The organism is Staphylococcus sp. AC872, from assembly GCF_979255425.1.
Map to the genome: position 1 here is coordinate 1 of NZ_CEEDKW010000016.1, position 14,692 is coordinate 14,692.

Here is a 14,692-nt window from a genome sequence, read left to right on the forward strand (position 1 = left end):
TGGGGATGGACAACGATAAAGAAATACTTTTTCTTTAGAAATTAGTATTTCTTATGCATGAGTTTCACTCATGTATTTCTATTTTAAAGTACATATTAGCTGCGGCTAATGCGTAAGAACCACTACATAATAAATGATTAGTGGTTCTTTATTATTTCTGTCCCACTCTCTATAACTATAAAAAATAGCTATGAAAAATCTATCGTCATAGATTTCTTCATAGCTAATCTTAGTATGTTTTATACGTCATCATTTGATTAAAACTTTTTGTAATAAATTTTGATACCTATGATTGTCAACATACCTAGTAATACTAGTCCGGCAATTGCCATAAATACGTATAGAAAAATCATACCCCAATGTGTCGTAGGTTCGACTTCTACGGTAGGTGCTTGATGTCCTTTCGTAAATTGACGATCATAATCAACATATAATTGATTATCCTCAGACACTTTTAATTGATATTTACTTTTATCTTTAGGTACTAAATCATATAAATCTTTTTTTACTTCATATTTTTTACCGTCTATTTCATGCTCACCTTTTGAAATGACTTTACGGTAGTCGTATTGCTTAAATGCATGTTCAGTTAAAGCATTCGCCAGTTTTTGACGGGCATGCTTCGCTTGTTCATCAGGGTACGGCTTAACATTAAATATGCCTGTTACGATTCTTAAATGATTTCGTTTGGCAGTTAATTCTAAATTGTATCCATTGTCACTTGTCCCTGTTTTTAAACCATCAACATCTTTCATACCATCTGCTTCATTAGGTAATGATGTATTGGTATTATGTAATTCTTGATTTGACTGCTTATCTTTAGATAGTTTTGTAATTTTTAAAACATCTGGATGTGCATTCAATATATGATTACTTAATAATGACATATCACGTGCAGTTGTATGTGAAATCGTATCATCTTTATAACTTTTAGGCTCATATGGTTTTAATATTTTATTATTAGCTCCACTTGGATTCGTAAACTTTGTATCCTTCATGCCTAAGTCTTTAGCTTTTTGATTCATTCTATCTGTAAATTTCGAAGAACTACCATCAATATGTTCTGCCAATACTAATGTCGCAGCGTTACTTGATTCTAATGCAGCTTGCTTCAATAATTGATTGATTGTAACGGTTGTTCCTTCTTTAAGTGGAAATGTAGTTAAATTAGGTAATTCTGACATTTTTTCATATCGTGATGTTATTTTCACTTTATCATTCATTTTAATTTTGCCTGATTTAATATCGTCATAAACCAAATTCATCGTCATCAATTTAGTAGTAGATGCTGGATCTACTTGAGTATTTCCATGATAATCATAAAGTATTTGACCATCTTTAGTTGTTACTATCATCCCTTTTGGATTGTATTGCTTATCAATATCTTGATGTTCTTGTTTAGCAACATCGACTGGAGACTGTTCAGCAAAAACAGTTGGCGATATTAAGACTAAACACATCATAATCATCATTAAACTAGTAAAAACTTTTTTCAACGATGCTCCCCCTTTAGTTTGCTTTACGCAATCATTCTTAAAACTAGATGTAACTTGCATTAATATACATTGCTGAAGTCATTAACGTTTTTCGCACAAAACACTTTTAAATCCTCAAATTAAATTAATTATATGTATATTGCATACGCATAAGTATTATAACGCAAACTTATATCCAATTTAAAATCAAAATCAAATTTATTCGTTTTTATTAATTTAATCATTTGAACCGGACATCATGTGTCCTCTTAAAAGCTTTATTACTACTTCTATATGTAATGCCTTTGAATTTATTTCAAAAAAAAATCAAATACGTGGTTGCATTGAAAATAATCTTATTTAGTATACTAACCATATCAAGTATATAAAATATATTTAAAGGGAAGGTAAGTATTTATGCGGTTAGGATTACTATTAATTAGACTGATGTTAGGTATTACATTTACAATACATGGATCACAAAAGGTATTTAGCGGATTTAAAGAGCCTATGGAAATGATGTCTGGGTTAGGATTTCCTGCATTTTTAGGAATTATATTAGGATTATTTGAATTTATCGGTGGTATTTTAATGATTATCGGATTATTTTCAAATTACGTTGCTGCTGGATTTATCGTCATTATGTTAGGCGCCTTATTTACAGTACACTTATCACAAGGTTACATGGCTTCTGAACTCGTCATCTTATTACTAGTTATGAGCATTGCGGTTATGGTTTCTTATAACTGGAAGAAATTATTGGAAATATATTAAAAAAATTGAAGCCTGAGACATTTTATTTATGTCCCAGGCTCGTTTTTCATATTAGCGCATGTATTTTAATCGTCTTTTTGATTGTCTAATACTTTTCCAGTTTTAGCATCGACAGTCACTTCATGCTTTTCTTTACCTTTTTGTAGGTCAAAGTTATATACTAATTTGCCATCATCTTTTGATAATGACCTCTCTTTCACATCTCCATCAAAGTCTTTTTGTGCTGATTTAATAGCATCTTTATAATTCTTCACATCACTGTATTTAAATGTGTCATTAGACTGATTAGATTCACCTTTTTCAGTTTCTTTGTGAATCACTTTTTTATCTTTATCATTGATGATAACTTCAGACTCTTTATTATTTTTCGTGTCTTGTTGTTCTACTTTATAGACCCAGTCACCATTTGATTTCTCATAAGAAATATCTTTTAAATCTTGGTTTTTATATGTTTGTTGTGCCTTTTTAATTGCATCTTCAGGCTTTGTCTTAATATCTTTAACCGCTACAGTGGCGTCTTTCGTACCTTCATCTTTCTTATTTGAAGCAGAATCACTCCCACCGTTACCGCACGCACCTAATAAAATGGCTGCTGATGATAATAAAGCTATTGTTTTAGTATGTTTCATTACTAATCTCTCCTTTATATTAGATAATTTTCATTCACGCTCCCAATATAAAGAAACCTCTTTTAAAGTTTTGTTAATATATTGTAAAAATATCGTTAATAAACAAAAAATAATGAATTAATATTCATTATTTGATTTAAACTCTCTTTTTATTACCCTTATACATTTTACTAATACCTTAAATTTTTCGATTAACACTTATATTAACTATGTATATATGTGTATAAAATCAAACTTATTTATTCATTTGAAATTGATGTAATTATTTTGTAATATTGTCATTGAATCGTAACATTTTACTTTTTTAACGATTCAACTAAAAATGAGAGGGAGATTCGTATGAATAAAACTGCCAAAGCAATTGTCTCATCAACTTTAGCCATCGGAACAGTATTCGGAGTCGGAGCCTCATTAGATGTAAATCCTAATCAAGATGCACATGCCGCTACAACACCTTATTATAATTATAAAGGTTATGTTAATAATGACGGATCATTCTTACTAAATAAAAGCTTTAAGAATGCCATAAAATATGGAAATGTTACTTTCAATGGTACAAAAATTGTTAATTTAAGTGGCACTTCGTCTAAAATTAATGATTTCACTAAATATGACCAATCTTTTTCTTCTATTAAACCTGGGAAAAAGCAAGCAACATCTGTACACATCAAAGTCAATAATATTACTATTAAACAATTAAAATCTGTTTATGGTAATGATCTTCAAGAAATGAGAGATATACAAGGTAATAAACATCCAAACACTGACTCTTATCAACTTAAAAGTCCAAAAACAGGTTTTTACCATACTCCGGTAACCATTTCACAAAAAAATGGACAAGTCACTTCAGTAACAATAGGTTTTGACGGATCAGGCGCATAATCAATATATAATTAGTAATTTGCAATCATGAAAAAAGGGGCATCCTCATTCTCAGGATGCCCCTTTCTTTTGTATATATATTATACGTCGAGTCTTCTACTTGTTAATGCTTTGATCATTTCTGGATCGGCATGTGAGAAGAATTGACTATCGTTACTATCTAATGTTGCGATTTGTGCTTTATCTTCATCTGTTAGTTCAAAATCAAAAATATCTAAGTTTTGTTTCATTCTTTCTGGATTAACTGATTTCGCTAAGACAACAATGTCTCTTTCTACTAACCAACGTAGTACAACCTGTGCTATTGATTTACCGTATTTGTCACCAATATTTTGTAACGTTTCGTTACTAAATAAATTGTTTTTCCCTTCAGCAAATGGTGCCCAAGCTTCAACAAGTACACCTTCTTTTTGCAGTGATTGTACTTCATCTTCTTGTTGATGGAACGGATTAATTTCAATTTGGTTCACTTGAGGTTGCACTTTGTTATGAAGACCTAGATCAACAACGCGATCAACACCAAAATTAGATACCCCAATCGCTTTGATTTTTCCATTTTCTTGTAGCTCTTCTAATGCTTTCCAAGATCCGTAAACATCATTATATGGTTGGTGAATTAATACTAAATCAATATAATCTAGTTGTAATCTTTCTAAAGAACGTTCAATTGATTTTAATGTATCTTCATAGTTTACATTTTCAATCCATACTTTTGTAGTAACAAATAATTCGCTTCTATCAATACCGGATGCTTTAATACCTTCGCCTACTTCTGTTTCATTCATATAACTTTGTGCTGTATCTATATGGCGGTAGCCTGCTTGAATCGCATTAACTACGGCGTCTTTTGTTTGTTCTTGTGGAATTTGAAACACACCAAATCCTAATGCTGGTATTTCAATTGTTTCGTTTAGTTTTATTGTTTTCATATGAAAACCTCCTACTATTTATAACTACACCTTACACTATAGAGTTCACTCTATAGCAAATTTATTGTCTTTTATTTTCCCAAATCTTTTTCAAATTATATTCTTGAGCCGCTTCATCATTGATTTTAGCAATATGGTCATCATATGTTTCAATTTTATATTTTAATAATTCTCTTGCATTATGAATGGTCTTCAAATGTTCATCTAATTCTTCAAGTTGTTTGTTGAGTACTTCTTTCTGTTGGTTTTGAACCGCCTCATCTTTAGGTAATTGACCTAATCTGCAAAATTCAACGAGCAATTCAATCGTTACACCAGCTTGTCTTAAATGCTTAACTAAGTATATCCAATTTAAATCTTTCATTTGATAGATGCGATATCCATTTTTATCACGTTCAACTGGTGGAATTACGCCTACCTTTTCATAGTATCTTAAAGTATCTTGAGAAATATCCATCAATTCGACAACTTCTTTTGTATTCATGACTACGACCTCCACTCCTGTTACAAACATTGTAAACCATGGAGCGTGCTCAAGGGCAAACCTTTTTTCATACAAAAAGCCATATCATAGTGAATCGTGATCACTACAATATGACTCAATCAATTTTATAAATCCAAGTCGAGTCTCTGACCCTTAAAATAATCTATCACGTAAGGATCGTGTGAGATGATAATCATTTGAATTTGTGTTAATTCCTTTAGCATGTTGAGAATCGTTTCTTCATTAATAATGTCTAAATTCGTAGTTGCTTCATCAAGTATTAATATTTGCGGCTCTATAATAAGTGCTTTAGCAATCCAAAGTCGCTGAAATTGGCCACCACTCAATGTACTTACACGTTGATCTAAAATCGACTGAGGTAGAAGACATTGTTTAAGCACTGCCGCGATTCTCTCTTGATAAGTTGAAGGATCAAAATGATAATTTTTTAACGGGGCTAATAAGATATCACGTACTCTTTTTCGATAATCTAATGTATTGCTTTGATATTGTGGTACATATTGAATCTGTTTCATCCATCTTTTCATTTGAGTGTCTTTTCTTGAAATGCCATTGTACTTGATTTGGCCAGTATAATCTAAATCTAATCCAGCTATTATTTTCGCTAAAGTAGACTTCCCGCTACCACTTTTTCCACATATCATTAAATAACCTTCTGTTAAATCTAATGTTATATCTTTTAAAATTGGTTGATGTTGAATACTTTTAGACAGTTGTTTGATTGTAAGCATATTGCTTTCTCCTATGCGCAATGTCGATTAATTTCTTCGTATAATCATCTTTGGGATGTTGAAGTATCTCCTTAGCAGTACCATTTTCTATGAGATGACCTTCTTTCATAATACTAATATGTGTCGCATCATCTTCTACTAAATTAAGATCATGTGTAATAAATATCATCGTCATCTGATTTTCCTTCATTAACTTAGAAAGATAACGCATTACCTTTTGACTATTTTTCTGATCAAGTGCACTTGTAGGTTCGTCTAAAACTAAACATTGAGGCTTGCTAATCAATGCCATCATTAGCGCAACTCTTTGAGCCATACCACCACTCAATTCGAAGGGATAAGATTTTAATAAACGTTGCGGCTCTTCTAAACCAAAGGCTGTCATCATTTCAATCAACTGCACACGTCGCTCTGGCTTGGTCAACTTCGATGATTGTGCTTGATATAACATATCAAAGTGTTTATCAAGTGTAATATTTTGAAACATGTTACTCGTTGTATCTTGAAACACTGCATCAACATTGGCCAAATTGATATCAATTTGCCCTTGATACGATAATTCTGAAGAAGTCATATTCAATATTGTACGAATTAACAAGGACTTCCCACTACCACTTTCACCTATAACACAATGAAACGCACCTTTTTGAATATCTACAGAAATTTAATTTAATAATGTGCGCGCATTGTTAAAAACACTTAACCGATCGACACTCACAAAGTCAGTTATTTCATTATTTTGTTGTTGAGTATTTGAAATAATAAAGCATAACCTCCTAACAGTAGTCCCGGGAAGAAGAATAACCACGGCGCCGCACTAAAGTAACTCTTACCATCAAATAATATTGTCCCTAATTCAGGTGTGGGTGGCTTAATCCCTAGTCCTAAAAAGGCTAACCCTGAAATGCTTAACATAATTTTACCTATATCTGCAGTAATTAGGGCTAGTATATTACTCATTAGATGAGGAATAGTATGCACCAATGTTGTTTTCATCTTAGAATTACCACTTAATACTGCGTAAGTAATAAAAGGTTGTTTTTGTATATCTCTAGTTAACTTTCTAAAGTAACGTAAGTAGCGTCCTAACCATCCTATTGTGAGTGCAAATAGTAATCCTAGCATTGAATCACTCACTAAACTTAAAACAACTAAAGCAATAATAAACGATGGGATAGCTAATAATAAATCCGCTAAAAACATACAACTTTTATCAAACCAACGTCCCTCTATACCTGCAATTAATCCCAGTATTAAACCGATACCGATACTTAACACGATTACTGTCATCGTTAATCCAATCGTCACGATACTTCCCTGAATAAGACGCAATAGAAAATCTCTACCTAACTGATCTGTTCCTAATAAGTGATTGAAACTAGGTGGACGTAATCCTAATGATTCATTCAACTGTTGTGGGATCAAACTAACAACTATAGCTACAATCATCATGAATATAAAACCTACTATTATATATACAGATTTATGCTTATTCATGATTACCCATCCTTTCTAAATTAGGTTGAGTTAACTGCTTGTGTTGAATTCGAGGTTCATTCTTGATCATTAGTATATCTCCCAAGTAATTCGTGACCATAATTGCGACAATCACTATCATGATAATACCTTGAATTACTGGATAATCACGCTGATTGATTGCAGTAATCAATAATTTGCCTATACCTGACATACTAAAAATCACTTCTAAGATAACAACCTTACCAAACAAATGAATCATACTATTAATCATGATTGTTATTAATGGTGCGATAATATCTTTAATCTGCACATAGATTCGATGTTTTAGTTTAAAACCACGTAATAAGGTTAATTGGTAAGCATCACTTTTAAGCGTTCCTTCTATTAAATGTGCTGTCATTAGAATAATATGACAACCTTCTACTATGACTAGAACTGTAACAGGTAGCACAAAGTGTAACCACGTACTGCTTCCTACAAAGGGTAACCATTGCAAACGAATGCCAAAGTAATACACGAATAATATCGCCAACCAATATTCCGGCATTGAGGTTAAGATTTGAGCGATACTTCTAAGCATTAACCCCCATTTATGACCTGGATTGACGCCAACCACATAACCAATAGCGAATCCTAACGGTAATAAAATAGCCGTTGCAACTACCATTAATGTCAATGTAGGCGTTAATGATTGAATAATCATAGAAGTCACTGGCTCACGAGTACTAAAGCTATAACCGAGATCGCCTGTAAAAGCATGCGCAACCCAGTCTAGATACCTTAATATCACATGATGACCTAGACCTAGTTGATGTTGTGCTGCTTCTATATTTTCCTGGGAAATATGTGTGTACCCATGCCTCTGTAAATACAAGATGGCTGGATTTCCTGATGTCTTTTCCACTAACAGAAATATAATGAATGAACTCATAAATAAGTACAGCAATAATTTCAACGTACGATTAAACATTTTATTGCTTAACTTTCAAATGGTTATAGTCGATAGGCGCATCAGTAAGACCTGAGAATTTAAATGATTCAATCTTATGACTCGTCACAAATGTTTCATTTGGATAAGCAATTGGCACACCATAATAACTACGATTAAAATGTTTAAAGATATCATCCATTGCCTGTTGTTGCTCATCACGGTTAATCTTTTTAGGATATGCATCTAATTTCTCTGATAACACTTTATCGTTTGCAAGCACCCCTGATTTACCATCAATATTTTTAAATACTGAATTCATAAAGTTATAAGGCATTAAGGCATCTGAGTATGTTCTATAGAAAATGAGATCAAAGTCTTTTTTTGTCCATAATGTATCATAATACGATTGAGAATCTAATGTTTTAATCTTTAATTCGATACCTGCTTTTTTCAATTGATCTTGAACTTGTTCTGCTTTATCTTTCCAATTTGGAAATTCTGCAGTTTGAATGACAAGATTGAATGATAATGGTTTACCATCCTTTTCATAAATGCCATTATGATTTTTCTGATAGCCTTCCTCTTTAAGAATTTTTTCAGTATCTTTAATATTATAGTCATGCTGTTGTTGGTTCTTATCATTTACAAATTGAACATCTCTTTGGAAAATGCCGCGCATATGTTGATCTGATAATTGATTTGTATTGATGGCTTTACTTATTGCTTCTCTTATTTTGTCATCTTTTAATGTCTTATGATCTGGATTAAAAGCCATAAAATGACTGACTGTACTTGGTCGGTCTTCTATTGTTAAGTCTTTATTTTTCTTATCTTGTTTTAATTGTTGGTCTGATAACATTCCTAACGAACCACCAGAAATATCTACAGAACCACTCTGTATAGCTGAATTTCTAGAATCACCATCTTCTATCGTTTGGAAAGATAAGTCGTATTTAACTGGATGCTCGTGATTGTAATACTTATTCGGTTTCATTGTGGTTTTTTCCTTACCTGCTTTGTCTACAACGAATGCACCCGTACCAATTGCCTTCTTAAACTTGCCATCGACCTTGCCACCTTCAACTGCATGTGGACTCATAATACGAAGTGGTCTCACTTGTGTTAGTTCATTCAACACCTGATTAGACGGTTGTTTCAATATAATCTGTACTGTATGTGAATCTTTTACTACCACTTGATCTAATTGCTTTAATGTTTCAACAGTCGTTTCTTTATTCATCTTTTTAGCACGTTCAATTGAAAATTTAACTGCTTTCGCATCTAGTTTAGACCCATCAGAGAATTTCACATTATCTTTCAAATGAAATTCATATTCTTTTCCTGAGTTATCAACTTTCCAACGATCTGCTAGACCCGCTTTGATGCCTTTCTTCTTATCGTACTGAACAAATGAATCATATACTGCGCTATAAACCGGCATCGCAGCATCATAACCTTGTGCATCTAATTTATCTGCTTTCGCTTCTGTTGGTAATGACACATTAATATTGTGATCATCTTTAGTATGACTTGAACAACCCGCTAATAGTAACGTTGTTGTTGCAACTGATAATAATATTCGCTTTTTCACTATTTTGTTCCTTCTTTCAATGTAGCTTTAATTAAAAATGATTCTTCAAATAATGTACGTAAGTAGTCATTCGGAGATAAATAAAAATCACTATAGTTTGTAAGATTGATAACGTCAGGCACGCTTTCTTTTATTACTGCTACTTCAAAACCTTCTGCGACAAAGCTATCAACAATATGTTTTAATGAATGATCTTGAGATGGTGTCGCACCATATTTATCGATGGTTTCTTTCATAAAGTATCTACTTGGATTATTCGTATGATCTGCAAATGTGGCGTAATAAACACCCTTTTCTTTTAAAACTGCTTTTAAATCTCTTGCATGTTGAGGCACATCTTCAATGAGATATAACACAGACGTACTTATAGCTGTATCAAACTTATATCCTGTTGTTTGAGGCTTATCCGTTAAATAGTATTCGAGGGGGACGTTGTTCTTTTAATGTGTTCGCCTTTTCTAATGAGTTGTATGCTAAATCGATGCCCACACCTTTATCAAATTCATGTGTCTGATACAGTTGTCGTAAAAAACCACCCTGATTACAACCAAAGTCTAAAATTGTTTGTCCCTTAATATGGACTGGATCAAGCATCTGAATGATTCTTTGCCAAGACTCTTGATGGTCCCTTGCCATATCATCATCCGTTTCTTCTCCCTTTTTCCACCAAACATCGTATGTATTTCCCATATTGTTATCCTTAACCTTTCAAATCGTAATTATTTCGTTTTAAAGATTACTATAAAAAAGTAAATAATACAATATAAATTTATAGCCACAATTAAATTAATTAAAAAAGCCTAAGTGATAGCATGACAGCATATCAATTAGACTTTGAAGACTTATTAAGCTCATTTATCTTTAACCTACTACTATTAAGACGGATGTCAGTTTGACCTCAGACAAACCGAAGTGTACCCTTATCAAATATCTTTCATTATCTCTTTTTATATTGAAGTCATCTTCACCCTATTTACTTGCAAAGTTATAAAAATGAGATTTCTCAAAAAACATTTAACTTAATTTTAATTGCTTTCTAACTATAATTGTCGACAAAAATATTGCAAACACAATATTATTTAATTTAGCTCTATTCGTTACTAAAAAGTAACAAATTCATTTTCCAAATAATATTATTATGTATTATTCTTTATATGTGGTATATTTGTATTGTAATATTGAAGTTATATATTAGTGTATTATTACATTGAGACTAACCCATTCTTACAAAGCAACATTTAAAAGGAGTATGGTTCAATGTCAAAAAGACAAAGAAATTTAAAACACAGTTTAGAAGAAGAAAAATCACGGGTTAAATTATATAAATCAGGCAAACACTGGATTAAATCAGGTATCAAAGAAATTAAACTCATGCAAATCATGGGATTACCTATCTTTTCTAATCACACAAGTGAAGGTCCTGATGAAACACAAGACAAAGGTAATTTCGTAAAAAGAAATGCTATAAAAGCTACAACCATAGCTGGTGGCGCTTTTACAGTGAACATGTTACATAATCATCAAGCTATGGCGGCTTCTGAATTGCCTATAACTTCAGAACTTTCCACGCAAAGTGAAGCTGTTGCAAATCAAAATTCAACAGAACTTAAACATGCAAGCACCAACGAAAATCCTTCAAATAGCGAATCGGTTTCCTCAGAAAAAACACAAAGTTCAGAAAAAAATGACAAAGCTGATAGTACTCAATCTACAGATAGTCAAAGTGATCAATCAAACACACAATCAAGTGAGAGTGTGAAAGATCAAACTGAACAACAAAGTGAATCCGATCAATCACATAACGACAGCCACTCAGAACAATCATCCAAGCAAAATCAATCAGAACATAACAGTACGACATCTAGTGAAAGTGATAGTAAAGATGCTAAAAGTACAACATCTTCTACTAACGACAAATCAACTGATGCACAATCATCACAGAAATCTACATCTAACTCACAAGACCAACAACAAAGTACGTCTAGTAAATCTAAAGTAGATACTAATGAAGGTCAGTCTCAATCATCAACACAAAGTAAAGATAGTCAAACACCAAACAATGCTACAACTAGTGAATCATCATCTAATCAAAATAACATTGTTAAAAGTGAATCGATTACAAATCAAACATCCTATGTGAATGAAAGAATGACACATACTGCTTCTGAAAGTGTAGTCACAACACCCGTTGCAAGTGAGTCTACTAAACCAGCTAATACAACTAAAGTACGTGCGTTTAGTCGATTAGCAGTCAATCGTTTAGCAGCAACATCACCTACACCTATTGCACCTACAACATCACAAGTTGTTGTTGATAAAAACAACTTTACTGACCATTTCACAACAGTAGGTTCTGCAACTTTTGATAAAAACACTGGTATCGCTACATTAACACCTGATGTAGGTAGTCAAAAAGGTGCCATTTCACTAGGTACTAAAATTGACTCAAATAAGAGTTTCCATTTCACTGGTAAAGTTAACTTAGGAACGCGTTATGAAGGTTTTAGTCCTGATGGGGTTACCGGTGGAGATGGTATTGGATTTGCCTTTTCACCTGGTTCTGTAGGGCAAATCGGTAAAGAAGGTGCTGCTTTAGGTATCGGTGGCTTAAATAATGCATTCGGATTTAAACTAGATAGTTATCATAATACATCTCAACCGAACGCATCAGCCAGTGCCAATAAAGACCCTGCGAACGTATCAGGTGGTGGCGCATTTGGTGCATTTGTAACTACAAACTCAAGCGGTGTCGCATCAACATATACGGATAACACAAAAACAGCCAATGCAGCGAAATTAACCACACAACCTAATGGTACCTTCCAAGATTTTGTCATTGATTATAATGGTGATACAAAAGTAATGACAGTCACTTATGCTGGACAAACATGGACAAGAAATATTTCAGACTGGATTAAAGCAAGTAAGAACACAAACTTTTCACTATCTATGACTGCTTCAACAGGTAGCGCACGAAATTTACAACAAGTTCAAATTGATCAATTCACCTATACAGAAACTGCTACAGCACAAGTGCACTATGTTGACGCTGATACTGGGAAAGAAATCGTTCCACCTAAAACATTGGCTGGAGATGTTGATAATACAGTTAACATTGACGATCAACAAAGTACAATCACACCTAAAGGCTATCAATTAGTCAATGTAGATAGTACATATGCACCGACATACAATGCTACAAATAAAACTGTTAAGTTAACTAATGCTGGTCAAGCTATCACCATCTTCTATAAAGATGTTAAAGCGCCAACAATTAATATGACGAATCAAACTAAAGAAATTAATAGCCCTATTTCACCAATCACAGTGAATAGTACAGATAACGGTACTGGAACAGTTACTAATACGGTCACTGGACTACCTGCTGGATTATCTTATGATTCAACATCAAATACAATCACAGGTACGCCAACTCAATTAGGCAATAATACGGTGACGGTTACTTCAGTAGACCAAGCAGGTAATTCATCATCATCTACTTTCACTATCAATGTCGTAGATACTACTAATCCTGTGATTGATATCGGTAATCAGTCTAATCAAGTGTTCACACCTATTAACAATGTCACTATCAATACAAGTGATAATAGTGGTTCAACGACTGACACAGTAACTGGGTTACCACCAGGATTAACATATGATCCATCTACTAAAACAGTAAGCGGTACACCATCACAATTAGGTAGTTATACTGTGACAGTTACTTCAAAAGATGCAAGTAACAATACAACAACTAAAACATTTACATGGAATATAGAACGTAATGCAGCTAGTGATTCACTTTCCAACTCCCAAAGCACGTCGACTATAACTAGTACAAGTACCTCTAATAGTACATCAAATAGTAATAGTATTTCGGCTTCGAACAGTACAAGTACGTCATTGAGCGATTCGAAAAGCAACAGTTTAAGTGCATCGACTTCGACGAGCGCTTCGACTTCTAATAGTACAAGTGCGTCATTAAGTGGTTCTCAAAGTGCAAGCACATCTGCAAGTACTAGTAGTAAATTAAGTGATAGCGCAAGTGCTTCAACAAGTGCCAGTGATTCTACTTCTTCTAGTACGTCTGCGAGTGATAGTGCATCCACTTCTAGCAGTACAAGTGCGTCATTAAGTGGTTCTCAAAGCGCAAGCACGTCGACTTCGTTAAGTGATAGTACGTCGACAAGCGGCAGTACGTCATTGAGCGATTCTGAAAGTACAAGCACTTCTACAAGTGACTCAACGAGTACGTCTCTTTCCGATAGCTCATCTACTAGTGGTAGTACGTCATTGAGTGATTCTGAAAGTACAAGCACGTCTACATCACTGAGCGGATCCGAAAGCACTAGTACATCCACTTCTTTAAGTGATAGTACTTCAACAAGCGACTCAACGAGTACGTCGCTTTCTAACAGTTCATCAACAAGCGGTAGCACATCATTGAGTGACTCTCAAAGTACAAGTACGTCGACTTCACTTTCTGATAGCTCATCTACTAGTGGTAGTACGTCATTGAGTGATTCTGAAAGCACTAGTACATCCACTTCTTTAAGTGATAGCACTTCGACGAGTGACTCAACGAGCGGTTCAACGAGTAAGTCGCTTTCTGACAGTTCATCGACAAGTGGTAGTACTTCATTAAGTGATTCTCAAAGTACTAGTACGTCGACTTCACTAAGTGGATCCGAAAGTACAAGCACGTCATCATCATTAAGTGATAGCTCGTCTACGAGTGACTCAACAAGTACTTCACTTTCCGATAG

Annotated in this window: 12 protein-coding genes and 1 pseudogene; 3 read left to right on the plus strand and 10 right to left on the minus strand. The window is 33.5% G+C overall.

What is annotated here, in order from left to right; all coding sequences use genetic code 11:
* Positions 1-257 precede the first annotated feature (257 nt).
* A complete protein-coding gene (gene pbp4 / locus ACZ267_RS12590; protein ID WP_047210533.1) occupies positions 258-1,496 on the minus strand; it encodes a penicillin-binding protein PBP4 in 1,239 nt (412 codons plus the stop codon).
* A 396-nt stretch (positions 1,497-1,892) separates the two neighbouring features.
* On the opposite strand from pbp4, the gene ACZ267_RS12595 reads away from it, so the two are divergent.
* Complete coding sequence (locus ACZ267_RS12595; RefSeq protein WP_002451435.1) at positions 1,893-2,249, plus strand: DoxX family protein; 357 nt, start codon at positions 1,893-1,895, stop codon at positions 2,247-2,249.
* Between the two features lie 65 nt (positions 2,250-2,314).
* On the opposite strand, the gene ACZ267_RS12600 is transcribed toward ACZ267_RS12595, so the two are convergent.
* On the minus strand, positions 2,315-2,878 hold the full coding sequence (locus tag ACZ267_RS12600; RefSeq protein WP_047210534.1) for a PepSY domain-containing protein: 564 nt from the start codon (positions 2,876-2,878) through the stop codon (positions 2,315-2,317).
* Positions 2,879-3,217: 339 nt separating this feature from the next.
* Between ACZ267_RS12600 and isaB the strand changes: the two genes are divergently transcribed.
* Positions 3,218-3,760 carry an immunodominant staphylococcal antigen IsaB family protein gene (gene isaB / locus ACZ267_RS12605; RefSeq protein WP_047210535.1) on the plus strand — a complete coding sequence of 181 codons (543 nt, stop codon included), beginning with the start codon at positions 3,218-3,220 and terminating at the stop codon, positions 3,758-3,760.
* A gap of 80 nt (positions 3,761-3,840) precedes the next feature.
* Here the strand turns inward: isaB and ACZ267_RS12610 are convergent, their stop codons facing one another.
* From ACZ267_RS12610 to ACZ267_RS12645, 8 genes and pseudogenes are all read right to left on the minus strand, one after another.
* A complete protein-coding gene (locus ACZ267_RS12610) occupies positions 3,841-4,689 on the minus strand; it encodes an aldo/keto reductase (RefSeq protein WP_047210536.1) in 849 nt (282 codons plus the stop codon).
* A 61-nt stretch (positions 4,690-4,750) separates the two neighbouring features.
* A complete protein-coding gene (locus ACZ267_RS12615; RefSeq protein WP_047210537.1) occupies positions 4,751-5,173 on the minus strand; it encodes a MerR family transcriptional regulator in 423 nt (140 codons plus the stop codon).
* A 125-nt stretch (positions 5,174-5,298) separates the two neighbouring features.
* Positions 5,299-5,925, minus strand: a complete 627-nt coding sequence (locus tag ACZ267_RS12620) for an ABC transporter ATP-binding protein (protein WP_047210538.1) — start codon at positions 5,923-5,925, stop codon at positions 5,299-5,301.
* Positions 5,900-6,589 (minus strand): ATP-binding cassette domain-containing protein, encoded by a 690-nt coding sequence (locus ACZ267_RS12625; protein ID WP_227705999.1) that lies wholly within the window; start codon positions 6,587-6,589, stop codon positions 5,900-5,902. The genes ACZ267_RS12620 and ACZ267_RS12625 overlap by 26 nt, the downstream gene beginning before the upstream one ends.
* A 62-nt stretch (positions 6,590-6,651) precedes the next feature.
* A complete protein-coding gene (locus ACZ267_RS12630) occupies positions 6,652-7,422 on the minus strand; it encodes an ABC transporter permease (protein WP_047210539.1) in 771 nt (256 codons plus the stop codon).
* Positions 7,415-8,374, minus strand: a complete 960-nt coding sequence (locus tag ACZ267_RS12635; protein ID WP_047210540.1) for an ABC transporter permease — start codon at positions 8,372-8,374, stop codon at positions 7,415-7,417. Before ACZ267_RS12635 ends, ACZ267_RS12630 begins: the two co-directional genes overlap by 8 nt.
* Before the next feature lies 1 nt (position 8,375).
* Positions 8,376-9,926: an ABC transporter substrate-binding protein gene (locus tag ACZ267_RS12640; protein WP_047210541.1), complete on the minus strand. Its 1,551-nt coding sequence runs from the start codon at positions 9,924-9,926 to the stop codon at positions 8,376-8,378.
* Positions 9,926-10,616, minus strand: a pseudogene (locus tag ACZ267_RS12645) (class I SAM-dependent methyltransferase). The gene ACZ267_RS12640 and the pseudogene ACZ267_RS12645 overlap by 1 nt, the downstream one beginning before the upstream one ends.
* Positions 10,617-11,183: 567 nt before the next feature.
* Between ACZ267_RS12645 and ACZ267_RS12650 the strand changes: the two are divergent.
* Positions 11,184-14,692, plus strand: a 3,509-nt coding sequence (locus ACZ267_RS12650; RefSeq protein WP_463680331.1) for a lectin-like domain-containing protein, incomplete at its 3' end; no start/stop codon positions are given.